Source organism: Bradyrhizobium sp. UFLA01-814, assembly GCF_046718885.1.
Classification (GTDB): domain Bacteria; phylum Pseudomonadota; class Alphaproteobacteria; order Rhizobiales; family Xanthobacteraceae; genus Bradyrhizobium; species Bradyrhizobium elkanii.
On the sequence record NZ_JAQOSR010000004.1, the window covers coordinates 59,725 to 85,578 of the forward strand.

Genomic DNA, 25,854 nt, shown 5'->3' on the forward strand with positions numbered 1-25,854 from the left:
GAACGGACCCAGCATCTGATATTACGCGCTGAAAAGCCAGTTGGTTGCATGGCGGGGCTGTGTGGAAGTCCGCGCCCTGCGGTGTTATGTACCGCAAATGACATCTCTCCTCAGCACGATCATTCTTCCCATCGCCGTCGGCGCCGTCGCGCTGGTGCTCCTGCTCGGCCTCATCAATATGATGAAGGGCGGCTCGCCGAACACGTCGCAGAAGCTGATGCGGCTGCGCGTGCTGCTGCAGTTCGTCGCCATCGTCATCGCAATGCTCGCGGTCTGGGCGATGGGGCGCTAGGTGAGGTAGATTTGTCGGGCTATTCTCCACCTCTCCCGATCGGAGTGGTGGACTCGAACATCGAACACCGGAGCCTGCCATGGTCGTTCTCAATCGGATCTACACGCGCACCGGCGATGACGGCACCACCGCGCTCGGCTCCGGCGAGCGGCGGCCGAAATACGATCTGCGCATTGCCGCCTATGGCACGGTCGACGAGACCAATGCCGCGATCGGCGTGGTGCGGCTGCATCTTGCCGGCAGCCCCGAGGTCGATGCGATGCTCGGCCGGATCCAGAACGATCTGTTCGATCTCGGCGCCGACCTCGCGGTGCCCGAGCGCGAAGGCAAGGCCGAACGTCTGCGGATGCTGGCAAGCCAGGTCGAGCGGCTCGAGCGCGATATCGACAGCCTGAACGACCAGCTCGCGCCGCTGACCTCGTTCGTGCTGCCCGGTGGCACGCCGGCCTCTGCCTATCTGCATCTCGCCCGGACGATATGTCGCCGCGCGGAACGGATGATGGTGGAACTCGCCGCCCAACCCGATGAGCCGGTCAATCAGGCTGGCATCCAGTATATGAACCGCCTGTCGGATTTCCTGTTCGTTGCCAGCCGCTTCCAGAACAATAAGGGAGCGGGGGACGTGTTGTGGGTGCCGGGCCAAAACCGCTAAACTGGTTCAAAACCGGGGGACGGTTTTTTTGGCTTTGGCGCGTTGACCGGGAGAAACGGGACCTTTAGGTTCCGCGCCAGCCAACCGAAACCCATAAAATCAAAGCGAAAGAGGATCGATGAAGGTTCTTGTGCCGGTAAAGCGGGTCGTCGACTACAACGTCAAGGTCCGCGTCAAGAGTGACGGGACGGGCGTGGAGCTCGCCAACGTCAAGATGTCGATGAACCCGTTCGACGAAATCGCCGTCGAGGAAGCGCTGCGGCTGAAGGAAGCCGGCAAGGCGACCGAAGTGGTGGTGGTGTCGATCGGACCCGCGCAGGCCTCCGAGACCATTCGTACCGGACTTGCGATGGGCGCCGACCGCGGCATCCTGGTCAAGGCTGAAGGCAATGTCGAACCGCTCGCGGTTGCCAAGATACTGAAGGCGGTGGTCGAGGCGGAGCAGCCCGGCCTCGTCATTCTCGGCAAGCAGGCGATCGACGACGACTCGAACCAGACCGGCCAGATGCTGGCCGCGCTGCTCGGCTGGTCGCAGGCGACCTTCGCCTCCAAGCTCGAGGTCGAAGGATCCGACTTCAAGGTGACCCGCGAAGTCGACGGCGGCCTGCAGACCATCAAGCTCAAGGGCCCGGCGATCGTCACCACCGACCTGCGCCTCAACGAGCCGCGCTATGCGTCGCTGCCCAACATCATGAAGGCGAAGAAGAAGCCGATCGACGACAAGAGCGTCGCTGACTACGGCGTCGATGTGACGCCGCGTCTGGAAGTGCTGAACACCGCGGAACCGGCAGGCCGCAAGGCGGGCGTCAAGGTCAAGGACGTCGCCGAACTCGTGAACAAGCTCAAGACCGAAGCCGGGGTTCTCTGATGACGACGCTGTTGATTGCTGAACACGACCACGAGACGCTGAAGGACGCGACCAACAAGGCGCTGACCGCGGCGAGCCAGCTCGGCGGCGATGTCCATGTGCTGGTTGCCGGTGGCGGCCAGGGCACCAAGGCGGCGGCGGAAGCAGCCGCCAAGCTTGCCGGCGTCACCAAGGTGCTGGTGGCCGAAGGCCCCGCCTATGAGCACGACCTTGCCGAGCCGCTGGCTGCGCTGATCGTTGCGCTGGCTCCCGGCTATGACGCGTTCGTCGCGCCCGCGACCTCGCGCTTCAAGAATGTGATGCCGCGCGTTGCAGCCTTGCTCGACGTCATGCAGGTCTCCGAGATCATCAAGGTCGTCGCGCCCGACACCTATGAGCGGCCGATCTATGCCGGCAACGCGATCCAGACCGTGAAGTCGAAGGACGCCAAGAAGGTGATCACCGTGCGCACCTCGACCTTCGCCGCCGCCGGCGAAGGCGGCAGCGCGGCGATCGAGAACGCCGCATCGGCCGCCGATCCCGGCCTGTCGACGTTCGTCGGCGAGGAAGTCGCCAAGAGCGACCGTCCGGAGCTGACCTCGGCCAAGATCATCGTCTCGGGCGGCCGCGCCATGCAGAGCCGCGAGAACTTCGCCAAGTACATCGAGCCGCTCGCCGACAAGCTCGGCGCCGGCGTCGGCGCCTCGCGCGCCGCGGTCGATGCCGGCTATGCGCCGAACGACTGGCAGGTCGGCCAGACCGGCAAGGTGGTAGCCCCGGAACTTTATGTCGCGGTCGGCATCTCCGGCGCGATCCAGCATCTGGCCGGCATGAAGGACTCCAAGGTGATCGTCGCCATCAACAAGGATGAGGACGCGCCGATCTTCCAGGTCGCCGATTACGGCCTGGTCGCCGACCTCTACCAGGCGGTTCCGGAGCTCACCGAAGCGCTCGGCAAGCTCGGAAAGTAAGCGACAAGACACCGGCCGGATGGGTAAGCTCCGGCCGGTGTTATTATTTTCGAGGCAATGATCCGGAAACGTTTTTCCGAAAGGATCATGCCCGACAGGGGAAATATGGGATCCGGGTGCGATTACCTGTAATCACATCATGGTCCCGGGAAACGTTTTCCGGCGGATTGGGCAACCCGGAAGGCTTCGCTTCGGGTATCGTTGGAATTGGGCAGGCGCGATGTGCGCGCCGTTCCGGTGGATGACAAGATGACGGTGGCAATCAAAAAGGTCGGCGTGATCGGTTCGGGTCAGATGGGCAATGGCATTGCCCATGTGGCGGCGCTGGCCGGCTTCGACGTGGTGCTCAACGACGTGTCCGGCGACCGGCTGAAGTCGGCGCTGGCGACCATCAACGGCAATCTGACCCGCCAGGTCGCCAAGAAGGCGATCAGCGAGAGCGAGCGCAAGCAGGCGCTCGACCGCATCACCTCCGCCGAGTCGCTCGACGCGCTCGCCGATTGCGATCTCGTGATCGAGACCGCGATCGAGAAGGAAGAGACCAAGCGCAAGATCTTCCATGAGGTCTGCGCGGTGCTGAAGCCCGAGGCGATCGTCGCGACCAACTCGTCGTCGATCTCGATCACAAGGCTCGCCGCCTCGACCGACCGCCCGGAGAAATTCATCGGCATTCATTTCATGAATCCGGTGCCGGCGATGGAACTGGTCGAGCTGATCCGCGGCATCGCCACCGACGACATGACCTTCGACACCGCCAAGGCGTTCGTCGCCAAGCTCGGCAAGCAGGTCGCGGTGTCGGAGGATTTCCCCGCCTTCATCGTCAACCGCATCCTGCTGCCGATGATCAACGAGGCGATCTACACGCTGTATGAAGGCGTCGGTAACGTCGAGGCGATCGATGCCGCGATGAAGCTCGGCGCGCACCATCCGATGGGCCCGCTCGAGCTCGCCGATTTCATCGGCCTCGACACCTGCCTGTCGATCATGCAGGTGCTGCACGAGGGGCTCGCCGACTCCAAGTACCGGCCGTGTCCGCTGCTGGTGAAATATGTCGAGGCCGGCTGGCTCGGACGCAAGAGCCAGCGCGGCTTCTACGACTATCGCGGCGACAAGCCGATCCCGACGCGGTAATCCATCGCGCCTTCAGGTCAGCGCCCGCAGCAGCGCAAGCGCCGCGGGCACCAGACCGATAATCATCGTCACACCCGTTCCAAGTCCGAACAGATGCGCCGCCAGTGCGAGGCGCTGGCTCTGTGCGTGAGGCGTCATTGCAGCGCCGCGCAGGCGCGCTTCAGCCGCCTTGCGGCCTCCTCGATGGTCGATGACGGGTTGGCGAAGGTGAGGCGGATATAGGGCGACAGCCCGAGATCCTCGCCGGGAAACACCGCGACATCGGCGGCCTCGAGCAGATAGGCCGAGAAATCGCGGTCGGTCCGGATCACCCTGCCATCCGGCGCGCGCTTGCCGATCACGCCGGCGCAGGCGACCAGCAGATAGAACGTGCCTTCCGGCGGCGTGCAGGATAGCCCGGCGCATTCGTTCAGCAGGTCGGCAAAGCGGTCGCGCTTGGCGCGCAGGATGGCGGCGCGCTCAAGCAGCACATCCTGCGCGCCGTCGAGCGCGGCAACCGCGGCGGCCTGGCTGATCGACGACGCGCCGGACGTGGTCTGCGACTGGATGGTGATCATCTCGCGGATCAGCGTCGATGGTCCGGCGGCATAGCCGATGCGCCATCCCATCATCGCGTAGCTCTTGGCGAGGCCGCTGACGGTCAGCGTCCGCGGCTTGAGGCGCGGCTCGATTTCCGCAAGCGTCGGCGCGGGCGCGCCGCCGAACACGATGTGCTCGTAGAGCCCGTCGGCCAGCACCCAGATGTCCGGATGCCGCAAAAGGACCGCGGCGATCTCGGACAGATCCTCACGCGAATACAGCGCGCCGGACGGGTTGACCGGATTGTTGACGATGATCCAGCGGGTTCGCGCCGAAATCGCCGCCTGCAAATCCTCTGCGCGCAGCTTGAAGCCGTTGTTCTGTGCGCACGGCACCACCACCGGCGCCGCGCCGGCAAGCCGCACCTGATCGAGATAGGGTGCCCAATAGGGCGCGGGGATGATCACCTCGTCGTCAGGCGCCAGCGTCGCCAGCAGCGCGTTGAACAGCGCCTGGGTCGAGCCGTTGGTGATGACGATCTCGTCCAGCCCGTAGTCGAGATGATGGTCGCGCAGCAGCGCGGCCCGCACCGCCCGCTTCAGCTCCGGCGTGCCGTCGACATCGGTGTAGCGGGTCTCGCCGCGCAATGCCGCTTGATGCGCCGCCGCGATCACGTGATCCGGCGTCGGGAAATCCAGATTGCCCGACGACAGCTCGATGATGTCGCGCCCGGCCGCGCGCAGTTCGCGGGCACGGCGCCGCAGCACCGACGCGGGCGATGCCTTGATGCCCCTCATCCGCGGCGAGAGGGATGGCAAGACGGATGGCAAGAAGGATGGGATGGCTGAAGCGGGCGCCATGGCGGTTCTCCTGTCGGGTTGGACCCAACCTAGGAGCTTCTTGATCATTGAAAAATCATATGGAATAGTATTTCAATGATTATGATTTTAAATGTATGACCATGAAGGCACTCGATATCGAGGCAGTGCAGGCCTTTGTGCTGGTCGCCGATCTCAGCAGCTTCACGCGTGCTGCGCAGGCGATGGAGACCACGCAGTCCGCGGTCAGCCTGAAGATCAGGCGTCTGGAAGACGGCCTCGGCCGGCGGCTGCTGGAGCGAACGCCGCGGCTGGTTCGGCTGTCAGCTGAAGGTGCCGCCTTCCTCGGCGCCGCGCGCAATCTGGTTGCCGCGCATCAATCGGCGATCGGCTCGTTTGCCGTCGAGCATCGGCGACTGGTCGTCGGCATCAGCCACCACATCGTCGGATCGGAGCTCGCCTCGCTGCTGAAGCGGATGAACACCACCGATCCCGGGCTGGTGATTCAGCTGCACGTCGATACGTCGCGTTCGGTGCTCAGCGCATTCGATGACGGCAAGCTCGATGCTGCGATCGTGCTTCGCCACGACGCCAAGCGCCGCGATGGCGACGTGCTGTTCGAGGAATCGTTCAGCTGGATGGCCGCGCCTGATTTTCACCATCGGCCGGGCGAGCCGTTGCGCCTCGCCACGCAAGCCGCGCCGTGCAGCGTGCGGGCCATGGCAGTCGAGGTTCTCGACGCCGCCGGCATCGCCTGGACCGAGGCGTTCGTCGGCGGCGGGCTGTCGACGATCGGAGCCGCGATCTCCGCAGGCCTTGCGATCGCGGCGCTGGCGCGGCGCGTGGCGCCGGCCGATACCGTCGACCTCGGGCCGCGGCTTGGGCTGCCGCCGCTGCCGTCCCGCGACGTGGTGCTGCACTCAAGGCTGTCTGACGCGCGGACACGGCAGGCGCTGCGCACCCTCGGCGCGGCCTTCGCGGCGAACGCGGCCTGAGACGCGGATCATCGAGCGAGCGGGAGCGTCGAGGCCTATGCGTCAGCCTGACGCGGCCATCGATTACCCAAGCATTAACTTTCGCGCGTTACCTCAAACCCCAGTTTTGGGAGTGCCGCGTATGGACATGATGAGCATGGTCACCAGCATCCTGTCGATGCAGCAGGGCAATTTGCAGGGCGAGATCGCGACCCGCGTCACCAAGCAGAACCTCGACGCCGAGAAGTTCGCGGTTCAGACCCTGCTCGGCACGCCTTCCACCGCGAATTTGTCGCCCGGCATCGGCGACAACCTCAACGCCGTCGCCTGATCCCACACTCCAAGCGCGCTTGTCCTCATCCTGAGGAGCCGCGCAGCGGCGTCTCGAAGGATTGAGGCCACCGACGGGCCGGCATGGTTCGAGACGGCGCTCCGCGCCTCCTCACCATGAGGGTCTGAGATCTCTAGAACCCGGCTGCGGCCGGCTGCAGCGCGGCCTTCACCAGCTTGATCGCGTCGTCGCTCGCCCACTCGGCGGGACCGGCGATATTGGCGATCTCGCAGCCGTTGCCGTCGACCAGCACCGAGGTCGGCATGCCGAGCGCCTTGCTTATGTTCTTAAGGTCCTGAAAAACCTTGGCTTTCTGATCCGAAAAATAACCGAGACTGGTCAGATTGGCCTCTTTCAGGAAGTTTTTCGGCTTGTCCGGGTCGCGGGTGTCGATGTTGATCGCGACCACCTCGAAATCCTTGCCGCCGAGCTTGGTCTGCAGGCTGTCGAGCGCCGGCATTTCCTTGCGGCAGGGCACGCACCAGGTCGCCCACAAATTGACCAGCACGGTCTTACCGCGCCAGTCCGAGAGCTTCTTCGGCTGGCCGTTGGCGTCCTCGAAGGTCAGGTCGGGCAGTCTCAGGGGGGTGGTCGCCATGGTCAGCGCCGCGACCTCGCCGTGGGCGAGCGGAGCGATCTTCTTCGCCAGAGCCACCGCGCTGTTGCAGGCGATATCGCCGCCCGCGGGATGCTTGAGGCTGGAGACCCCGACATAGCCGATCACGGCCCCGGCCAGCACGGCGCCGATCACCAGCGGGATACGCCACTTGGCGGTCGGCCTGGCGGTCGGGTTGGGTGGGGTCGTCTCGGGCATATCGTTTGTCATCCTGGGTCAGATGTGGCTAAGCAGTGCCGGGAATACGACCGGAACTGCGGTGCTGTTTCGCCGCCTCCGGCCATGAAACCGCAAGGCTGAAATACGAATTCGTGAGCGAGATGTCATGAGCAACAAGATGTGGGGCGGCCGATTCTCGGAACGTCCCGACGCGATCATGGAGGAAATCAACGTCTCCATCGACGTCGACCGTCACCTTTATGCCCAGGACATTGCCGCGTCCAAGGCCCACGCCGCGATGCTCGCCGCGCAGGGCATCATCACGTCAGCTGATGCGAAAAATATCGGCAAAGGTCTAGACACGATTTTGTCAGAGATCGGCAAGGGCGATTTCGATTTCAAGCGCGCGCTCGAGGACATTCATATGAATGTCGAGTCGCGGTTGTCCGAATTGATCGGGCCCGCGGCGGGCCGGCTGCACACCGCGCGCTCGCGCAACGACCAGGTCGCGACCGATTTCCGGCTCTATGTCCGCGACACCATCGATGAGACCAATGCGGCGCTGGCCGCATTCCAGCAGGCGCTGGTCGCCCGCGCGCTGGAGCATGCCGGCACGGTGATGCCGGGCTTCACCCATCTGCAGACCGCCCAGCCCGTGACCTTCGGTCATCATCTCCTGGCCTATGTCGAGATGGCCGGCCGCGACCGCGGCCGCTTCGCCGACGCACGCAAGCGGCTGAACGAATCGCCGCTGGGAGCGGCCGCGCTCGCCGGCACCTCGTTTCCGATCGACCGCGCCGCGACCGCCGAGGCGCTCGGCTTCGACCGTCCGATGGCCAATTCGCTCGACGCGGTATCCGACCGCGATTTCGTGCTGGAGACGCTGTCGGCGGCCGCGATCTGCGCCGTGCACATGTCGCGCTTTGCCGAGGAAATCGTGATCTGGACCTCGCCCTTGGTCGGCCTCGTCAAGCTCAGCGACAAGTTCACCACCGGCTCGTCGATCATGCCGCAGAAGCGCAATCCGGACGCGGCCGAGCTGGTGCGTGCCAAGACCGGCCGCGTGATCGGTGCGCTCACTGCGCTCCTGATCGTGATGAAGGGCCTGCCGCTCGCCTATCAAAAGGACATGCAGGAGGACAAGCAGGGCGCGATGGAGGCCTTCGAGGCGCTGTCGCTCGCGATCCGCGCCATGACCGGCATGGTCGAGGACCTGGTGCCGGACGAAGCAAAGATGAAGGCCGCCGCCGGCGAGGGCTACGCCACCGCGACCGACCTTGCCGACTGGCTGGTGCGCACCCTGAAGATGCCGTTCCGCGACGCCCACCACGTGACCGGGCGCATCGTCGGGCTGGCCTCGAAGCGGGGCGTGCCGCTGCACGAGCTGCCGCTCAAGGCCATGCAGGAGGTCGAGCCGAAGATCACGGCCGACGCGCTGAAGGTGCTCAGCGTCGAATCCTCGGTGCAGAGCCGGACCTCGTTCGGCGGCACGGCGCCGAAGAATGTGATGGCGCAGGCCAAGGCCTGGGCCAAGCGGCTGGAAAAAGAGCGAAAATTGGGCTGAACCGGAAAATTTGGCCGTGATTTCATGGCGCTCCGCCTCTCGCCAGAGCACGCCAATGTTTGTATGGTGCCGCCCGAATTGGGGAATTCGTCGTGATTAGCAAGAACCGCCTGACCCCGTCGGGATGGGCCATCATTGTGCTGGGCGTATCAGCGCTGGCGCTCGGCGGCTGCGGCCGCAAGGGACCGCTCGACCTGCCGCCGACCGCGAACGTCGCGCCGGGCGCAGCACCGAGCGACACCGAGAGCGAACGGGCGGCACAGCCCAGCGTGTTCAATCCGACCTACGGCTCGGATGCCGCGCCGGCCGCGCCGCGAGGCAATAAACGGTCTTTCCTCCTCGATCCGCTGCTCGGCAATTAGTATCTGGAGCATGATCCGGAAAAGTGGAAACCGGCTTTCCCTCGCGACAAACGCGGAAGGCGTTTGCGCGGAGATCATGCTCAAACAATCCAGCGTGTCATGAACCATTTCGACTATCGCGACGGCGTGCTGCACGCCGAGGCGGTCAATCTCATTGAGCTGGCGGAGGCCGTCGGCACGCCGTTCTATTGCTATTCGACCGCGACGCTGGAGCGCCACTACCGCGTCTTCACCGAAGCCTTCGCCGGCGAGAAGGCGCTGGTCTGCTACGCCATGAAGGCGAACTCCAATCAGTCGGTGCTGCGCACCCTGGCCAAGCTCGGCGCCGGCGCCGACGTGGTGTCCGGCGGCGAGTTGAAGCGGGCGCTGGCGGCCGGGATTCCGCCCTCGAAGATCGTGTTCTCCGGCGTCGGCAAGACCGAGAGCGAGCTGCGCGCCGCGCTCGCCACCGACATCCTCTGCATCAATATCGAGTCCGAGCCGGAGCTCGAGATGCTGTCGCGTCTCGCGGTCGAGATGAAGAAGACGGCCCGCATCTCGGTGCGGGTCAATCCCGATGTCGAAGCCGGCACCCATGCCAAGATTTCGACCGGCAAGTCCGAGAACAAGTTCGGCATTCCGATCGCGCGCGCCCGCGAGGTCTATGCCCGTGCGGCAACGCTGCCGGGCATCAAGGTCACCGGCACCGATGTGCATATCGGCAGCCAGATCACCGATCTCGGGCCGCTGGAGGTCGCTTTCCGGCTGCTCGCCGAATTCGTGCAGACGCTCCGCGCCGATGGCCACGACATCTCGCATATCGATTTCGGCGGCGGCCTCGGGATTCCCTATTACATGGATCGCGCCGCGCCGCCGGCGCCGGACGCCTATGCCGCGATGGTCAAGCGCGTCACGCACAATCTCGGCTGCACGCTGATGTTCGAGCCGGGCCGCATGATCGTCGGCAATGCCGGCATCCTTGTCACCCGCGTGATCCATGTGAAGCCGGGCGATGCCAAGAACTTCGTCATCATCGACGCCGCGATGAACGACCTGATCCGGCCGACACTGTATGAGGCGCATCACGACATTCTGCCGGTGCGTCAGCCTGCACCCGGCACCCCGACCATGATCGCCGACGTGGTCGGCCCGGTCTGCGAGACCGGCGATTACCTCGCGCTCGACCGCGCGCTGCCGCAGCCGAAGGCCGGCGATCTCCTGGCGATCATGACCGCCGGCGCCTACGGCGCGGTGCAGTCCGGCACCTACAACACGCGGCCTCTGGTGCCCGAAGTGCTGGTCAAGGACGACCAGTACGCCGTGGTCCGCCCGCGCATCGACGTCGACGCCCTGATCGCGATGGACAAGCCCGCGCCGTGGCTGTGAGGCACTGGCGTGCCGCATCGTGGTGTCGTCCCTGCGAAAGCAAGGACCCATAACCACCGCTCTTGATTGTTGTACCGAGCTGGGGCCCCAGCTCAGCTAAACCACGAAGTCCTGTGGTTATGGGTCCCGGGTCGCGCTTCGCTTGCCCGGGACGACAACGTTTATTTCGGCGAGAGCGCTATTTGGCTGCGTGAGCCCCGCCCTTACCACCACCGACGATCACGCCCGCGGCCTTCTCGATCGGCTTGATTGCCGCGGTGAAGTCCGAATCCGGTCCCTCGTCGCGGATGATGACTTCCCAGAGCCGGCCGACCGCTTCGGCGACTTCCATCGAAAGCCCGAGCGAACGCATTTCCTCGACCGCAAGCCGCACGTCCTTCACCATCAGCCCGGTGGCGAAGCCGAAGTCGAAGCTGCGCGGCAACACCGAGCGCGGAAACTTGTCGCGGCTCGCGGTGTTCAGCCCGGAGCCGGCATTGATGACGTCGATCATCACGGCCGGATCGAGCCCGGACTTCACGCCCATCACAACCGCCTCCGAGGTCGCCACCATCGCGGTTGCCGACAGGAAGTTGTTGGCGAGTTTCATGGTCTGGCCGGAGCCCGGCTTGGTGCCGATGAAGAACACCTTGCCGATCACGTCGAGCGCGCCCTTCACCAGCTCGAAATCGGCGCGCGGGCCCGACACCATCACCGCGAGCGTGCCCTTCTCGGCGCCGGAGACGCCGCCGGAGACCGGGCTGTCGATCTGCACGATGTTCTTCTTGGCCAGCAGATCGTGGATCTTCACCGCCATCTGCGAGCCGACGGTGGAGAGGTCGATGAAGCGTTTGACGCGCTTGCCCTCGATCACGCCGCCCGCGCCGGTCGCGACCTCGAGCGAAGCCTGCAGCGAAGGCAGGCTCGCCATCACGGTCTCGACGCGGTCGGCGATGTCCTTGGGCGAGCTTGCGGCCGCCGCGCCGAGCGCAACCAGTCTGTCGAGCGCGTCCTTGCTGGTGTCGAACACGGTGAGCTTGTGGCCGGCCTCGATCAGCCGGCGCGCCATCGGGAAGCCCATCTTCCCAAGGCCGATGAATCCGATTTCCATGAGTCGTTCCTCTACGTCGTTATGTGGCGAGCCGTGCACCCCGTACTCGATGTCGTCCCTGCGAAAGCAGGGACCCATTACCCCAGGACTAAGTTGTTTGGTTCCGCTGGGGCCACAGCCGTCGTAGCGACAGCGAGCTGTGGTTATGGGTCCCTGCTCGCGCTGCGCTTGGCCGGGACGACAACGAGTGGAGTTCGCTCACGCCTTGTCGAGTTCGGCGAACACCTCGCGCGCGATGCGGAAGCTGTCGACGCCGGCCGGGATCCCGGCATAGATCGAGACCTGCATGAAGATCTCGCGGATTTCGTCGCGGGACACGCCGTTGGTCAGCGCGCCCTTGATGTGGGCCTTCAATTCGTGCGGCCGGTTCAGGATCGAAATCATGGCGAGGTTGAGCATGCTGCGGGTCTTGCGCGGCAATTCCTCACGGCCCCAGACCGCGCCCCAGCAATATTCGGTGACGAGTTCCTGGAATGGCTTGTTGAAGCTGTCCGAATTCTTCAGCGCATTGTTGACATAGGCTTCGCCCAGCACCGCCTTGCGGATTTCGAGCCCCTTGTCGTGCGTTTTTTGGTCCATATCGCGTTCCTCATGCGTTAATGCGATGGTTCGGCCGCGACGTTACGGGGTCGAACCGCCGCAGTCACGCCTTCGTGTTATGCGTATTTCCCGGTGTGGGTTACGCCTTGGAACGGGTGCCTCAAAGCCGCCGCCGTGCTAGGCTGACCTGCCGGCTACCCCGGAGATTTTATTGAGCGGAGCCAACATCGATCCCTCTGACCCGTCACGCGCCGTCCGCGACAGCGATGCGGTCGCGCGGCTGAAACTGACAGAGGCTCTGCAGCGGGCAAGGTTCGCGATTGCGTGGGAACGGGCCTGGCCGCATCTGGCGCGGTTCCTGACGGTCGCAGGATTGTTCCTGGTCGCGTCCTGGGCCGGCCTGTGGCTGGTGCTGCCGTTTGTCGCACGCGTGGCTGGCGCCGGCCTGTTCGCGATTGCCGCGCTCGCGGCGCTGTCGCCGCTGGTGCGCTTCCGCTGGCCGAGCCGCGAGGAGGGCCTGAGCCGGCTCGACCGCGGCGCCGGCATCCGCCATCGCCCGGCGACCACGCTCTCCGACACGCTCACCAACAAGGACCCGTATGCGCTGGCGCTGTGGCAAGCGCAGCGCGAGCGCACGCTGGCCTCGATCAAGCGCATCCGCGCCGGCTTGCCGCGGCCGCGCGTCTCGCTGCACGACCCCTGGGCGCTGCGTGCGCTGGTCATCGTGATGCTGGTCGCGAGCTATGTCGCCGCCGGCGACGAGCGCGGTCTGCGGGTCGCTTCCGCATTCGACTGGAACGGCATCATGGCGCCGGCCAATGTCCGGGTCGATGCCTGGGTGACGCCGCCCAACTACACCGGCAAGCCGCCGATCATCCTGTCGAACGCCAACAAGGACGCCAACGCGGCCGACACCGCCCCGCTCGCGGTCCCGGCCGGCAGCACGCTCCTGGTGCGCTCCAGCGGCGGCAGCATCGACGTTGTCGTCGGTGGCGGCGTCACCGAGGTCGCGCCGGATGGGCAGGCGCCCAAGGGCACCAACGAGCGGCATTTCAAGATCACCGGCGACGGCACCGCGCATGTCCGTGCGCCGGCCGGCCAGCCGCAGTGGAAATTCACCGCGACGCCGGACCGTCCGCCGTCGATTGCGCTCGCCAAGGATCCGGAGCGGCAGGCGCGCGGCGCGCTGCAGATGTCCTACCGGCTCGAGGACGATTACGGCGTCAGCGAAGCGCGCGCGCAATTCGCGGCGCGGCCGACCGATGCGCCGAAGGATGCTGACGGCAAGAAGGATGCCGACGGCAAGGCGGCGCAGCCGCGGCCGCTGTTCGAGCCGCCGCAATTCGCGCTGGTGCTGCCGAATGCGCGCACCCGCAACGGCGTCGGCCAGACCGTGAAGGACCTCAGTGAAGACCCCTATGCCGGCGCCGACGTGACCTTGACGCTGACGGCCAAGGACGAGGCCGGCAATGAAGGCAAGAGCGAGCCGTTCAACATGCGGCTGCCGGAGCGCCTGTTCACCAAGCCGTTGGCGCGCGCGCTGATCGAGCAGCGCCGTATCCTGGCGCTCGACGCCAACCAGAACGGCCAGGTGTTCGCCGCGCTCGAGGCGCTGATGATCGCGCCGGAAATGTTCATGCCGGAGACAGGCCATTATCTCGGCCTTCACACCGTGAGCCGGCAGCTCGAGGCGGCGCGCACCGACGACCAATTGCGCGAGGTCGTCGCCAGCCTGTGGTCGCTCGCCGTCACCATCGAGGACGGCAACATCTCGGACGTCGACAAGGCGCTGCGCGCGGCGCAGGACGCGCTCAAGCAGGCGCTGGAGCGCGGCGCGACCGACGAGGAGATCAAGAAGCTCACCGACAATCTGCGCGCGGCACTGGACAATTTCCTGCGCCAGATGGTCGAGCAGTTCCGCAACAATCCGCAGCAGCTCGCCCGGCCGCTCGATCCCAACGCCAAGGTGTTGAGCCAGCAGGATCTCAAGAACATGCTCGATCGCATGGAGCGGCTGTCACGCTCCGGCGACAAGGATGCGGCGCGGCAGCTGCTCGAGCAGATGCAGCAGATGCTGGAAAACCTGCAGATGGCGCAGCCCAATCAGGGCGACGACGACATGCAGCAGTCGCTCAACGAACTCGGCGACATGATCCGCAAGCAGCAGCAATTGCGCGACAAGACCTTCAAGCAGGGTCAGGATTCCCGCCGCGACCGCATGCGCGGCAAGCAAGGCGAGCAGTCGATGGGCGACCTGCAGCAGGACCAGCAGGCGCTGCGCGACCGCCTGAAGAAGCTGCAGGAAGAGCTCGCCAAGCGCGGCATGGGACCGGACCAGCGCGGCCAGAAGGGCCAGAAAGGTCAGGGTCAGAAGGGCGACCAGGCGCAGCAGGGCGATCAAGGCGGCGACCAGGGCGATGACGGCGATGATGGGCTCGACCAGGCCGATTCCGCGATGGGCGACGCCTCCGGGCGGCTGGGCGAGGGCAATGCCGACGGCGCGGTGGATTCGCAGGGCCGTGCGCTGGATGCGCTGCGCAAGGGCGCCCAGAGCCTTGCCGACGCGATGCAGCAGGGCGACGGCGACCAGCCGGGCGACAGCCCCGGCAACCGCGCCGGCCGCCAGCAGAGCGGCGGCAACCAGACCGATCCGCTCGGCCGTCCGTTGCATGGTCGCGAATTCGGCGACGACTACACGGTGAAGATCCCCGGCGAGATCGACGTGCAGCGCGTCCGCCGCATCCTCGAAGAGCTGCGCCGCCGCCTCGCCGATCCGTCGCGGCCGCAGATCGAGCTCGACTACATCGAGCGGCTGCTGAAGGATTATTGAGGCCCGCGCCTCGTCCTCGACTGTCGCCGCGAAAGCGGGTGACAGCATTCAAGAGACATCAACGCCTGAATCGAACGGCCGTGGCAAGTTGGATGCCGCGCTTTCGCGAGCATGACGCGAAATCTGCACGACGGCCGTAAGCCGGCAGACGTCAGCTTCCGCGGGCGACGCACCTCGCGTTGCAATCGGTGCGATCGGGTCCGCCGGTTTCGCACAATTTCATTAAAATTGTCGGGTTCCCGTTGGTGCGCATTTAAGTCGCTTGCGTCACCTTACTTCGGAAAATTGGCAAGCGTCTCAGGAGAGCACATGAGGCACAGCCGTTTATTCATTGCTTCGTCATACCGGCCATTGGGTATTACTCGCCGGCACCAACATCAGACCAGCTTGGTTCGACACTTCGGTCGAGACCAGTCGGGCAGCTATGTCATCATTTCAGCGCTGCTCATGCCGGTCCTGGTCGGCACGGCAGGGCTCGGTACCGAAGTGGGATGGTGGTACTACAAACACAAGAACATGCAGAGTGCCGCCGACTCCGGCGCGGTCAGCGCCGCAACCGCGGCAAGTGCAGGCGCCGACCTTTTGTCCGAAGCCAACGCGGTCACGGCAAACTACGGTTACGCGAACGGGGCGAACAACGTCACGGTCACGGTCAATCAACCGCCGAAAACCGGCAGTCAGACGTCGAACCTGCAGGCGATCGAAGTCATCGTGAGCCAACCGCAACAGCGGTTGCTGTCGGCCTTGTTCGGCTCGGCCCCTGTGCCGGTCACCGCGCGCGCGGTCGCCCTGCCGAATTCCGGGACGGGCTGCGTACTTGCGCTCAACGCCAGCGCCAGTCCCGCGGTCAACGTGAGCGGCGGCAACCAGCTCAACCTGATCAAGTGCAACCTTTACAGCAACTCGGGTGCAAGCCCATCGCTCAACGTGGCCGGCAGCGCGACCGTCTCTGCGAATCAGGTCGGCGTCGTCGGCGACGTCTCCGGCACCAGCAACATCACCGCCACCAACGGTGTCAAAACGCACATGCAGCCGATGGCTGACCCGTATGCGACCGTCTCTCCGCCATCGAAGCCGAGCTGCACCAACGCCAAGATCACAGTCAATTCCAACGGAAAGACGAACTCGCTCAGCCCCGGCTGCTACTCCGGCAGCATTACGGTCAATGCCGGCGCAACGCTGAACCTCGATCCGGGCATCTACTATCTGGACGGCGCCAATCTGAGCGTCTCCGGGAACGCCACGATCACGGGCAGCGGCGTGACCCTGGTCTTCACCGGCTCGGGAAGCAAGTGGGGCACGGCTTCGATCGGCAGCAACGCGATCATCGATCTGACGGCGCCGACCTCGGGCTCCACGAAGGGCATCGTCATGTATGGCGACCGCAACATGCCAGCCGGGACTGCCTTTAATCTCACGGGTGGCGGCACCCAGAACTTCGGCGGCGCCATCTACCTGCCAAAGGTCAACCTCAGCTTCAGTGGTGGTAACGGCACCAGCACATCCTGCACCAAGATCATCGCAGATACCCTGACGTTCACCGGCACGTCGAGCGTTCAGGTCAATTGTTCGGCGCTCGGCACCGCGACGATCGGCTTGCAAACCGCGCAACTCATCGAATGAGGTTGGCCCCGATGCAAATCCAGAAATCCTCACCCTCGAGCCACGGCGGGTTGCTTTGCTCTCTGACACGGCGCATGAGCGCCGCCGTTCACGACAGACGCGGCGTCGCGGCCATCGAATTCGGCATCATGATTCCGTTGCTGTCCCTGATGGTCGTCTCGGTGACCGACATCGGGCTGGCACTCTATCGCAAGATGCAGATCGAGAATGCCGCGCAAGCGGGAGCGCAATACGCCATCGTGCGCGGCTTTGACGAGACTGGCGTTACCGGCGCCGTGACAGCCGCCACGAATTCCACAGCCATCAGCGCTTCGCCCAAGCCGTACCAGTTTTGCGGGTGCCCGACGAGTGCGGGGGTTAACACCGTCAGTTGCGGCGCGGTCTGCCCCAGCGGCGCGCAGGCCGGAACATATGCCATGGTTTCGGCGCAAGGGACCTACTACACGCTGATCAATTATCAGATTGTGGCGGCCTCATACACCTATAGCGCCCAGTCCACTGCGAGGCTGCAGTGAAACTCACAACACTATGGCGGGACAATCGCGGGGCCTCGGCGCTGGAATTCGCCCTGACCGCTCCCGCGTTCTTCCTGTTCATATTTGGCATCGTCGAATTCGGACTGCTGTTCTGGACCCAGCTCGGGCTACAGCACGGCACCGAAATGGCGGCGCGTTGTGCGACCGTCAACAGCACGCTCTGTCCAAGCGGCAGCGCCATCACGAATTACGCCGCGCAGCAGGCGTTCGGCCTTACACTGCCGGCGCAGACATTCACCTATTCCACGTCAGCCTGCGGCAACGTGGTCAGCGCGAGTTATGCATTTCAATTTGCCCAATTTCTCAATTTGTCCCCGGTGACGCTGACCGCCCGGGCATGCTTTCCGAGTTGACCTCGTAACCCTAGCTGGCCTTCCGCGCCGCCAGCGCGTCCGCGACTGCGGTGCGGATATCGGCCACCGAGAACGGTTTCGTCACCACGTCATGCACGATCGCCTCGAGGCCGGAGGCGCGCTCGCGCTGATGGGCGAAGCCGGTCATCAGCAGGATCTTCAACGCAGGGAAGTCGCGCGCCGCGGTCAGCGCCAGCGCGATGCCGTCCATCACGGGCATCTGGATGTCGGTGAGCAGAAGGTCGAACGCGCCTCCGTCGCGCGTCAGCACCTCCAGCGCCTCGGCGCCGTCCTGCGCGGTCACGGTTTCGTGGCCGTCCATGGCGATGGCGCGCGCCACCAGCGAACGCATCGAGTCTTCGTCGTCGGCGATCAGAACACGCGTCATGGTGATTGGTCGGTTCCCGATGGAGTTGACCGGCGGCTCACGCGCGGCTGCCGGTGAGATCACGCTTGTTGAAGAAGCGTACGTCGATATTGCGGCCTTCGGGCGGCGGCGAGGCGAGGCGCGACTTGAAGAAGGCCCGCTCGCCGGGATTGAGCACCGGCTGCTCCAGCACGGCGTTCCAGGCGTAGATTTCGGCGCCCTGCGCGTCGCGGACCGAGAAGCGCAGCCGCGGCAATTCGACCGGCTTCCTGGTCTGGCCGACGATCATGCCCTCGATCACCAGCACCGGCTTGCCGTCCACGGTCTCGTTGGTGATCTTGAGATCCTTGAAGGCGAGCCCGCGCAAATTCACGTCGAGCCCGGCCATCTTGTAGAACAGCGCGGTCTGCGGCAGCAGCCGCACCACGTCGTTGCGCCAGACGAACAGCGCGACGACCAGCGCGGCCATGGCGCCACAGGTGGTCGGCAGGGCGCCGATCACGGGCATGAACGGAATTCGGGGCAGGGCGGGCAGGCGGAACAGGCGGGGAAGCCGGGGCAGGCGGAAGCGGCCCCTGGTTCCCGCGTCCCCGTCGGCATGGGCCGCGGCATCGGCCTCGGCCAGCGCCGGCCATTCCGAGGCGGCGTCGCTGCCTTCGGCGGGCAAATCGGCCGAAATCGAGGGGCTCTCGACCACCGGGGTCGCGTCAGCCTCCTCCCGGCCCATGGCCTCCCATTCGGCGGCGAGATCGGAACCGGCGGACTGATAGGCCAGGGTGGGCGTGGTCGCCCCGATGGCGTCCTCCGGCCGGGCCAGCCAGACCTCCCGGCAGCGGGAACAGCGGACGGTACGTCCGGCCTCGCCCAGGGTGGCCGGATTGATGGCGTAGGATGTTGTACAATGCGGGCAAACAATATGCATGGAGGCCGAATCTCCACCGTGTGGATGCCCGGATGCTACCTAGCGACCGTTAACGAATCGGAAACCATAACCGAAGCACAAGCTTTCTGTGCGGTTCGCGGACGCTCGGCCGAAGTTCGGGCCGTCTTCGCCGTCGGTGTGGGGTATTGGGCCATCGGCCCTCTCGAACGGAGCTAGCGCATTGGTTCGGTTCGAAAATGTCGGTCTGCGCTACGGGCTCGGCCCGGAGATTTTGCGCGACCTCTCGTTCATGATCCCGGCGCACTCGTTCCAGTTCCTCACCGGGCCGTCGGGCGCGGGCAAGACCTCGCTGCTGCGGCTCTTGTTCCTGTCGTTGCGGCCGACCCGCGGGCTGGTCAATCTGTTCGGCAAGGACGTCTCGCTGCTGAGCAAGGACCAGGTCGCCGACCTGCGCAAGCGGATCGGCATCGTGCTGCAGGATTTTCGCCTGCTCGATCACATGACCACCTATGAGAATGTCGCGCTGCCGTTCCGCGTGATGGGCCGCGAGGAATCGAGCTATCGCCGAGAGGTGATCGATCTGTTGAAATGGGTGGGCCTCGGCGAGCGCATGGATGCGCTGCCGCCGATCCTGTCGGGCGGCGAGAAGCAGCGCGCCGCGATCGCGCGCGCGGTGATCTCGCGGCCGCAGCTGCTGTTGGCGGACGAGCCGACCGGCAGCGTCGATCCGACGCTCGGGCGCCGCTTGCTGCGGCTGTTCATCGAGCTCAACAAATCCGGCACCGCGGTCATCATCGCGACCCACGACATCACGCTGATGGATCAATACGAGGCGCGGCGGCTGGTGCTGCATCAGGGACGGCTGCACATCTATGAATAGGAGCGGCGACGAGAAAGTGTCGTTGGTCGATCTCGGGCGCGAACGCCCGCAGGTCCCGGCCACTGCGCGCAACATGTCGCCGATCGTGCCGCGCGCCTCGATCTCGGGCCGTGCGCTGGTCGCGGTCGTCGCGATCATGACCTTCCTCGCCTCGCTGACGACAGGCACCGTGCTGCTGGTCAGCGCGTCGGCCGCCGAATGGCAGTCGGAAGTGTCGAGCGAGATCACCATCCAGGTGCGCCCCTCGCCGGGCCGCGACCTCGATCGCGACGCGCAGGCGGCGGTGGAGGCGATGCGGGCGCAGCCCGGCATTCTCGAGGTCCGTCCGTTCAGCAAGGAGGAATCCGCCAAGCTGCTGGAGCCGTGGCTCGGCAGCGGGCTCTCGATTGACGAACTGCCGGTGCCGCGCGTCATCGTGGCGCGGGTGCAGCCCGGCACCACGCTCGATCTCGCCGCGTTGCGCGCGCGGGTGACGCAGGCGGCGCCGACCGCAAGCGTCGACGATCACCGTGCCTGGATCGAGCGCATGCGCTCGATGACCGGCGCCACGATGTTCGCCGGCGTCGGCATCCTCATCCTCGTGATCATCGCCACCATCATCTCGGTGTCGTTCGCGACCCGCGGCGCGATGGCCGCCAACCGCCCGATCGTCGAGGTGCTGCATTTCGTCGGCGCCGGCGACAGCTTCATCGCCAACCGCTTCCTGCGGCATTTCCTTCGGCTCGGCCTCCAAGGCGGGCTGATCGGCGGCGGCGCGGCGATGCTGGCGTTCGGCTTCTCCGAATCGATCGCCAACTGGTTCTCCGGCACGCCGGTGGGCGACCAGTTCGCGGCCCTGCTCGGCACGTTCTCGTTGCGTCCGTCGGGCTATCTGGTGCTGGCGATGCAGGCGGTGCTGATCGCGGCGATCACCGCGTGGGCATCGCGGCGCACCCTGTTCGCCACGCTCGACGACATCGACTGACGGCGCCGCGAAAACTCGAAATCATGGCGCCGCCTCGTGATCGCATTTCGTCGCCCAGGTGTGATTTCGCGCGCATGCACGCGGCCCTGGCGGAGGGGAAAACCGGTTTCCACTTTTCCGGATCATGCTTTAAAATCACCTGGGGGGAAGGATAACCGCATCACATGAGTTTGCAGTCCGACGATACGTCGCCGAATGACCTTGCCGCGCGCCCGCGCGGCTGGCTGCGCGCCGCCATCGTCGCGCCGCTGGCGCTTGCCTTCGTCGCCGCGGCGGTCGGCTTTGTCGGCTTCCTGTCGCAATTGCGCGGCGTCGAGACCGATCCGCCGCACAACGCCGACGGCATCGTGGTGCTGACCGGCGGCTCGTCGCGGGTGTCCGACGCGATGGAGCTGCTGGCCGCGGGCTACGGCAAGCGGCTTTTGATCTCGGGCGTGCATCCGACCAACGACGCCCACGACATTTCCCGCTCGGTTCCGGACAGTCAGGGGTTGATGCGCTGCTGCGTCGATCTCGACCGCTCGGCGGTCAACACCCGCAGCAATGCGGCGGAGACGCGGCGCTGGGCGCGCGAGCGCGGCTTCAAGTCGCTGATCGTGGTGACCTCGAACTACCACATGCCGCGGGCGCTCGTGGAACTGTCACATGCGATGCCCGACGTCACGCTGATCCCGTTCGCGGTGGTCGGCGACAAATGGCGCGACGAGCCGTGGTGGACGAGTGGCGGAACGTTCCGTCTCTTGCTATCGGAATACGCCAAATATGTCGCCGCGGAGATGCGGGTGCGGCTGGCCGATCTCGGCCTCGACCTGACCTCCGATCTCGCCGAGCAGCCGGCAACGCCGCCACCCCGCCCGGCTACGGCGCTGGCGAATTAGTACTGGGACTTAAATGATCTTCCTGCGTTCGCTGATCTTCAACGTGCTGTTCTATCTGGTGCTGGTGGCGCTCTGCATCATCGCGCTGCCGGCGCTGCTGCTGCCGCGCGGCGCGATGATGGCGATCGAGGCCGCGTGGGCCAACATCAGCCTGTTCCTGATGCGCGTGATCTGCAACATCAGGATCGAGTTCCGCGGCGTCGATAAGATTCCGAGCGGGCCGCTGGTGGTCGCCTCGAAGCACCAGTCGTTTTGGGAGACGTTCGCGCTGGTGCGCTTCTTCGAGCATCCGCTGTTCATCCTGAAGCGCGAGCTGATGATGATCCCGGTGTTCGGCTGGTACCTCAAGAAGGTCGGCATGATCTCGGTCGAGCGCGGCGGTGGTCCGCGTTCGCTGATCAAGACGCTGAAGCGCGCGGCGGCCGAGGTGAAGCTCGGCCGCCAGCTTGTGATCTTCCCCGAGGGCACCCGCACCGCGCCCGGTGCGGCGCCGAACTACAAGGCCGGCGTCGCGCAGATCTATGCCGAGAGCGGCGTGCCGTGCCTGCCGATCGCGCTCAATTCCGGGCTGTTCTGGCCGCGCCGCACCTTCATGCGCTATCCCGGCACGCTGGTGGTCGAATTCCTCGATCCGCTGCCGCCGGGATTGCCGCGCGATGAGTTCATGACCCGCCTGCGCGACCAGATCGAAACCGCCACCACCCGCATCGTCGAGGCCGGCCGCGCCGAGCAGGCGAAATTGTTCGGCGGTGTGCCGAACGCGAAAGGGTAGGCCGCGATGCGGTGAGTTACCGTATCGCGAATGGCGTCGCCCACTACTGACCGGCCGCAGCGTCGGTGTTGAAGGTCTCGCCTTGCGGCACCCAACTCTTCCCGTCGAACGTTGCGATCTGCATCTGCGTGAACGGCGCATAGCGGTCCGGCCGCGTCGAGATCGAGATGCCGGGCAGGAGCAGCGGCGCGGCGACCTTGTTGAGGTTGGTCGCCTGCTTCAGCAGGTTCTCGCGCGTCAGGTCGTCGCCGCACATCTCGATGATCTTCACTGTCATATAGGCCGAGATGTAGCCGGTGACGTTGCTGCCGTCGGCGATGTCGCCTTGCGGATACCACTTCGCCAGGAAATCCTTGAACTCCTTCACATCGGCCGCGTTCTCCCAGCTCGGATCAGTAGGCGTCTTGAACGCCAGCGCGGTCAATAATCCCTTCGAGGCTTCGATGCCGGCCGGCTCCATGACGCCCTTGATCGATGAGGAGACGCTGACCACGTAATTCAGCGGTTTCCATCCGAGCTCGTAGACCTTGCGGATCGCCTGCGCGCCGAACTTCGGCGTCGCCATCGTGAACAGCGTGTCGGCGCCGGATGCTTTCAGGGAGACGATCTGCGAGTCGACGGTGGGATCGGAGACCTCGTAGGTCACCTCCTTGACGATCATCGTCTTCGCCTTGTCGCCGAGGCCATCCTTCAGCCCCTTGACGTAATCCTTTCCGGCATCGTCGTTCTGGGAGAACACGCCGAGCTTCGCGTCGGGCTTGTTCTTCAACAGGTATTTGGCGAAGATCATGCCCTCCATCTGGTAGGGCGGATAGAGCTGCGTGGTCCACGGGAAGTTCTTCGGGTCGTCCCATTTGGCCGCGCCGGTCGAAATGAAGATCTGCGGGACCTTCTTCTGGTTGAGGTACTTCTGGATCGCTGAATTGGTCGGCGTGCCGATGGTGCCGATGATTGCCAGCACCTCGTCCTGTTCCACGAGACGTCGCGTCTGCTCCACGGTCTTCGGCGGCGAATAGGCGTCGTCCAGTGAAAGCAGCTTGATCTTTCGGCCATTGACGCCGCCCTTCGCGTTGATCATCGCGTAGTAAGCCTCTTCCATGCGCCCCTGGGTGCCATAAGCGGACGCTGGACCGCTGTACGGCATGGTCTGGCCGATCTTCACTTCGGTGTCGGTGACGCCGGGGCCGTATTTCTTGTCGGCGAACGCCGGTTGGGCGGCGGCAAGTGTGAGCGCGCAGAACAATGCGCCTGAGTAACGAAGCGTCATGGCGAATCTCCCCAAATATCGGCCACACTCTTCGGTGTGTGCCGCAGGCACTCATGATCGCTGCTCTGCGCTGCACGTCAAGTGCGGCCGCTTGGCGCGCGGGTGCCGTCGTACCTCTGTCCGTCCGAAAGAGGTGAAGCAAGCGACGTCAGTGCGGAAAGCTTACCGCATCACGAACGGGTTCGCCGGCACGTCCGTCGCGGTCGAGATCCAGACGCTCTTGGTCTCCTGATATTCGCGGACCGCGTCGATGCCGCTTTCGCGGCCGACGCCGGAGTGCTTCATGCCGCCGAACGGCATCATGTAGCTGATGGCCCGGTAGGTGTTCACCCACACGGTGCCGGCGCGCAGTTGCTTCGGCACGCGGATGGCGCGCGCGAGATCCTTGGTCCAGATGCCGGCGGCAAGGCCGTAGATCGTGTCGTTGGCGATCCGGATGGCGTCTTCCTCGGTGTCGAAGGAGATGATCGACAGCACTGGGCCGAACACCTCCTCGCGCGCGATCCGCATGGTGTTGTCGACATGGTGAAGATGGTCGGCTCGACGAACTGGCCGCCCTTGATGCCGTCGCCGGTGGCCGGCTTGCCGCCGAGCAGGCAGCGCGCGCCCTCGGCTTTCGCGATATCGATGTAGTCGAGCACCTTCTTGTATTGCGCCGGCGTCGTGATCGGGCCGACATTGGTATCTGACTGCATGGGATCGCCGATCTTGGCGGACTTCGCCAGCTCCAGCACGCGCGCGACGAACTTCTCCTTGATCGAGCTCTGCACCAGAAGGCGCGATCCGGCGATGCAGGTCTGCCCCGTGGCGGCGAAAATGCCGGAGATCGCGCCGGCCGCGGCGGCGGTGAGGTCGGCGTCCTCGAACACGATGTTGGGCGACTTGCCGCCGAGCTCGAGCGAGACGCGCTTCAGGCTCTTGGCCGCGGTCTCGTAGACCTTTGCGCCGGTCGTGTCCGATCCGGTGAAGGTGATCTTGGCGATGCCGGGATGGGCGATCAGCGCGGAGCCCGCCTCGGGACCGAAGCCGGTCACCACGTTGAAGATGCCGTCGGGAATTCCGGCCTCTTTGGTCAGCGCCGCAAATTCCAGCGTGCTGGCCGAGGTGAATTCCGACGGCTTGACGACCACGGCGCAACCGGCGGCGAGCGCGGCGGCGCATTTCCAGGCCACGAACAGCAGCGGCGAATTCCAGGCGGTCAGCGCCGCGACCACGCCGACCGGCTCATGGGTCGTGTAGGCGAAGGTGTCCGCCTTGTCGATCGGCACCAGGCCGCCCTCGAGCTTGTCGACGAGCCCGCCGAAATACCACCACCACTCCGGATGGTAGCGCAGCTGGCCCAGCATCTCGGCCATCAGCTTGCCGTTGTCGCGCACCTCGATCTCGGCAAGGCGCTCGGCATTGGCCGCGACGAGGTCGCCGAGCTTGCGCATCGCCTTGCCGCGTGCGGAGGCCGTCATCTTCGCCCAGGGGCCGCGCCACATCGCCTCATTGGCTGCCTTCACCGCCTTGTCGGCGTCGGCGGCCGTGCCGCGCGGAATCTTCGCCCAGGCCTCGCCGCGATAGGGATCGATGCTGTCGAACCATTCGCCATTGGCGGGGTCGACATACTGGCCGTTGATGTAGAGCTGATAGGTTTTCATGACATCCTCCCGCAAGGCGATGGTTCTGGTTGGCGGAACGCTATCACGCAATACGCGACGCCGTCATAACGCAGTCGCGTGAGCCGGTTGCAGCCGGGGCGGGCCACTATCGGCCATGCGGCGCGGCAAGCTCGGCCGCGATGATCGCGCCGAGCGCCATGTCGCTCTGCTGTCCGAAGCCATGATGCACGATGTTGCCGTCGCGGCCGATCAGGATGCTGGTCGGCGTTCCCTGCATGCCGTAGCGCTGCATGGTGACCGGGATCGGCGTGCCTTCGCCGGCCTCGTCGACGCCGATCGGGAACGTCAGCCGGTACTCGTGGATGAAGGCTACCAGCGACACCTCCGTCATCGCCGCATGGTGCTCGAATACGGTGTGCAGCCCGATCACCTGCAGGTCCGAATGCTTGAACAGCTCGAACGCGCGCTGGGTCTGCGGCGTGCCGTGCGCGACGCAGCCGGGGCACAGCATCTGGAAGGCGTGCAGCAGGACCGGGCGGCCGCGCAGCGCGGCCAGGGTCAGGGGTTCGCTGGTGTTGAACCAGCGCGACGCGGCGATATCAGGTGCGAGAGTCACAGCTGGGTTCCTTGCGTCTGCCACCTTGCGGCAGGGTGGCAAGATCGGCG

At 65.3% G+C, this 25,854-nt stretch carries 27 protein-coding genes and 1 pseudogene; 18 read left to right on the plus strand and 10 right to left on the minus strand.

Annotated features, from left to right (window positions below; all coding sequences use genetic code 11):
• The first annotated feature begins 97 nt into the window (after positions 1 to 97).
• The 5 genes from PMN64_RS02200 to PMN64_RS02220 all read left to right on the plus strand — a co-directional run bounded on the left by PMN64_RS02200 (position 98) and on the right by PMN64_RS02220 (position 3,893).
• A complete protein-coding gene (locus tag PMN64_RS02200) occupies positions 98 to 292 on the plus strand; it encodes a twin transmembrane helix small protein (RefSeq protein WP_028340366.1) in 195 nt (64 codons plus the stop codon).
• 79 nt (positions 293 to 371) lie between these two features.
• On the plus strand, positions 372 to 944 hold the full coding sequence (locus PMN64_RS02205) for a cob(I)yrinic acid a,c-diamide adenosyltransferase (RefSeq protein WP_069280212.1): 573 nt from the start codon (positions 372 to 374) through the stop codon (positions 942 to 944).
• Positions 945 to 1,062: 118 nt separating this feature from the next.
• On the plus strand, positions 1,063 to 1,812 hold the full coding sequence (locus tag PMN64_RS02210; RefSeq protein WP_411779544.1) for an electron transfer flavoprotein subunit beta/FixA family protein: 750 nt from the start codon (positions 1,063 to 1,065) through the stop codon (positions 1,810 to 1,812).
• A complete protein-coding gene (locus tag PMN64_RS02215; protein WP_028340368.1) occupies positions 1,812 to 2,762 on the plus strand; it encodes an electron transfer flavoprotein subunit alpha/FixB family protein in 951 nt (316 codons plus the stop codon). The genes PMN64_RS02210 and PMN64_RS02215 overlap by 1 nt, the downstream gene beginning before the upstream one ends.
• 249 nt (positions 2,763 to 3,011) lie before the next feature.
• Complete coding sequence (locus tag PMN64_RS02220) at positions 3,012 to 3,893, plus strand: 3-hydroxybutyryl-CoA dehydrogenase (protein WP_411779546.1); 882 nt, start codon at positions 3,012 to 3,014, stop codon at positions 3,891 to 3,893.
• 12 nt (positions 3,894 to 3,905) lie between these two features.
• Here the strand turns inward: PMN64_RS02220 and PMN64_RS02225 are convergent, their stop codons facing one another.
• Together PMN64_RS02225 and PMN64_RS02230 are read right to left on the minus strand one after the other, a co-directional pair.
• Entirely contained in the window at positions 3,906 to 4,031 is a 126-nt protein-coding gene (locus PMN64_RS02225) for a hypothetical protein (RefSeq protein ID WP_259245020.1), read from the minus strand.
• Positions 4,028 to 5,209, minus strand: a complete 1,182-nt coding sequence (locus PMN64_RS02230) for a pyridoxal phosphate-dependent aminotransferase (protein ID WP_411779604.1) — start codon at positions 5,207 to 5,209, stop codon at positions 4,028 to 4,030. Before PMN64_RS02230 ends, PMN64_RS02225 begins: the two co-directional genes overlap by 4 nt.
• Positions 5,210 to 5,367: 158 nt before the next feature.
• Between PMN64_RS02230 and PMN64_RS02235 the strand changes: the two genes are divergently transcribed.
• Both PMN64_RS02235 and PMN64_RS02240 read left to right on the plus strand, forming a co-directional pair.
• Entirely contained in the window at positions 5,368 to 6,225 is an 858-nt protein-coding gene (locus PMN64_RS02235; RefSeq protein WP_411779547.1) for a LysR substrate-binding domain-containing protein, read from the plus strand.
• Positions 6,226 to 6,346: 121 nt separating this feature from the next.
• Positions 6,347 to 6,535 carry a putative motility protein gene (locus PMN64_RS02240; protein ID WP_069280209.1) on the plus strand — a complete coding sequence of 63 codons (189 nt, stop codon included), beginning with the start codon at positions 6,347 to 6,349 and terminating at the stop codon, positions 6,533 to 6,535.
• Between the two features lie 133 nt (positions 6,536 to 6,668).
• Here the strand turns inward: PMN64_RS02240 and tlpA are convergent, their stop codons facing one another.
• Positions 6,669 to 7,361: a thiol:disulfide interchange protein TlpA gene (tlpA, locus tag PMN64_RS02245; RefSeq protein WP_411779548.1), complete on the minus strand. Its 693-nt coding sequence runs from the start codon at positions 7,359 to 7,361 to the stop codon at positions 6,669 to 6,671.
• A gap of 115 nt (positions 7,362 to 7,476) precedes the next feature.
• Here tlpA and argH point away from each other — a divergent pair, with 115 nt between their 5' ends.
• The 3 genes from argH (at position 7,477) to lysA (ending at position 10,601) form a co-directional block, all read left to right on the plus strand.
• Positions 7,477 to 8,874, plus strand: a complete 1,398-nt coding sequence (argH, locus tag PMN64_RS02250; RefSeq protein WP_411779550.1) for an argininosuccinate lyase — start codon at positions 7,477 to 7,479, stop codon at positions 8,872 to 8,874.
• 92 nt (positions 8,875 to 8,966) lie between these two features.
• Positions 8,967 to 9,236, plus strand: a complete 270-nt coding sequence (lptM, locus tag PMN64_RS02255) for an LPS translocon maturation chaperone LptM (RefSeq protein ID WP_411779552.1) — start codon at positions 8,967 to 8,969, stop codon at positions 9,234 to 9,236.
• Positions 9,237 to 9,335: 99 nt separating this feature from the next.
• A complete protein-coding gene (gene lysA, locus PMN64_RS02260; RefSeq protein ID WP_411779553.1) occupies positions 9,336 to 10,601 on the plus strand; it encodes a diaminopimelate decarboxylase in 1,266 nt (421 codons plus the stop codon).
• Positions 10,602 to 10,779: 178 nt separating this feature from the next.
• On the opposite strand, the gene PMN64_RS02265 is transcribed toward lysA, so the two are convergent.
• On the minus strand, positions 10,780 to 11,691 hold the full coding sequence (locus PMN64_RS02265; RefSeq protein WP_411779554.1) for an NAD(P)-dependent oxidoreductase: 912 nt from the start codon (positions 11,689 to 11,691) through the stop codon (positions 10,780 to 10,782).
• A 198-nt stretch (positions 11,692 to 11,889) separates the two neighbouring features.
• On the minus strand, positions 11,890 to 12,270 hold the full coding sequence (locus tag PMN64_RS02270; RefSeq protein WP_050629459.1) for a carboxymuconolactone decarboxylase family protein: 381 nt from the start codon (positions 12,268 to 12,270) through the stop codon (positions 11,890 to 11,892).
• A 172-nt stretch (positions 12,271 to 12,442) separates the two neighbouring features.
• Here PMN64_RS02270 and PMN64_RS02275 point away from each other — a divergent pair, with 172 nt between their 5' ends.
• The 4 genes from PMN64_RS02275 (at position 12,443) to PMN64_RS02290 (ending at position 17,573) form a co-directional block, all read left to right on the plus strand.
• Positions 12,443 to 15,061 carry a TIGR02302 family protein gene (locus PMN64_RS02275; protein ID WP_411779556.1) on the plus strand — a complete coding sequence of 873 codons (2,619 nt, stop codon included), beginning with the start codon at positions 12,443 to 12,445 and terminating at the stop codon, positions 15,059 to 15,061.
• Between the two features lie 309 nt (positions 15,062 to 15,370).
• Positions 15,371 to 16,684, plus strand: coding sequence for a pilus assembly protein TadG-related protein (locus PMN64_RS02280; protein ID WP_411779557.1), 1,314 nt, complete (start codon positions 15,371 to 15,373; stop codon positions 16,682 to 16,684).
• Positions 16,685 to 16,758: 74 nt separating this feature from the next.
• A complete protein-coding gene (locus PMN64_RS02285) occupies positions 16,759 to 17,199 on the plus strand; it encodes a TadE/TadG family type IV pilus assembly protein (RefSeq protein ID WP_411779559.1) in 441 nt (146 codons plus the stop codon).
• Positions 17,196 to 17,573, plus strand: a complete 378-nt coding sequence (locus PMN64_RS02290; protein ID WP_411779561.1) for a TadE/TadG family type IV pilus assembly protein — start codon at positions 17,196 to 17,198, stop codon at positions 17,571 to 17,573. Before PMN64_RS02285 ends, PMN64_RS02290 begins: the two co-directional genes overlap by 4 nt.
• Before the next feature lie 10 nt (positions 17,574 to 17,583).
• Here the strand turns inward: PMN64_RS02290 and PMN64_RS02295 are convergent, their stop codons facing one another.
• Together PMN64_RS02295 and PMN64_RS02300 are read right to left on the minus strand one after the other, a co-directional pair.
• Positions 17,584 to 17,961, minus strand: a complete 378-nt coding sequence (locus PMN64_RS02295) for a response regulator (RefSeq protein WP_411779563.1) — start codon at positions 17,959 to 17,961, stop codon at positions 17,584 to 17,586.
• Between the two features lie 37 nt (positions 17,962 to 17,998).
• Positions 17,999 to 18,862: an MJ0042-type zinc finger domain-containing protein gene (locus PMN64_RS02300; protein WP_411779565.1), complete on the minus strand. Its 864-nt coding sequence runs from the start codon at positions 18,860 to 18,862 to the stop codon at positions 17,999 to 18,001.
• Positions 18,863 to 19,043: 181 nt separating this feature from the next.
• Here PMN64_RS02300 and ftsE point away from each other — a divergent pair, with 181 nt between their 5' ends.
• From ftsE to PMN64_RS02320, 4 genes are all read left to right on the plus strand, one after another.
• Positions 19,044 to 19,703: a cell division ATP-binding protein FtsE gene (gene ftsE, locus PMN64_RS02305; protein ID WP_016845305.1), complete on the plus strand. Its 660-nt coding sequence runs from the start codon at positions 19,044 to 19,046 to the stop codon at positions 19,701 to 19,703.
• Entirely contained in the window at positions 19,696 to 20,667 is a 972-nt protein-coding gene (locus tag PMN64_RS02310) for a cell division protein FtsX (RefSeq protein WP_028340385.1), read from the plus strand. The genes ftsE and PMN64_RS02310 overlap by 8 nt, the downstream gene beginning before the upstream one ends.
• A gap of 164 nt (positions 20,668 to 20,831) precedes the next feature.
• On the plus strand, positions 20,832 to 21,545 hold the full coding sequence (locus PMN64_RS02315; protein ID WP_304497347.1) for a YdcF family protein: 714 nt from the start codon (positions 20,832 to 20,834) through the stop codon (positions 21,543 to 21,545).
• A 13-nt stretch (positions 21,546 to 21,558) separates the two neighbouring features.
• Entirely contained in the window at positions 21,559 to 22,317 is a 759-nt protein-coding gene (locus tag PMN64_RS02320; protein ID WP_304497346.1) for a lysophospholipid acyltransferase family protein, read from the plus strand.
• Positions 22,318 to 22,360: 43 nt separating this feature from the next.
• Here the strand turns inward: PMN64_RS02320 and PMN64_RS02325 are convergent, their stop codons facing one another.
• The 3 genes and pseudogenes from PMN64_RS02325 to PMN64_RS02335 form a co-directional block, all read right to left on the minus strand.
• Complete coding sequence (locus PMN64_RS02325; protein ID WP_411779569.1) at positions 22,361 to 23,584, minus strand: ABC transporter substrate-binding protein; 1,224 nt, start codon at positions 23,582 to 23,584, stop codon at positions 22,361 to 22,363.
• 162 nt (positions 23,585 to 23,746) lie between these two features.
• Positions 23,747 to 25,227 (minus strand): annotated as a pseudogene (locus tag PMN64_RS02330) (aldehyde dehydrogenase).
• A 106-nt stretch (positions 25,228 to 25,333) separates the two neighbouring features.
• The gene (locus tag PMN64_RS02335) at positions 25,334 to 25,804 is read right to left on the minus strand and encodes a peroxiredoxin family protein (RefSeq protein ID WP_411779570.1); all 471 of its coding nucleotides are present in this window, start codon (positions 25,802 to 25,804) and stop codon (positions 25,334 to 25,336) included.
• Positions 25,805 to 25,854 lie beyond the last annotated feature (50 nt).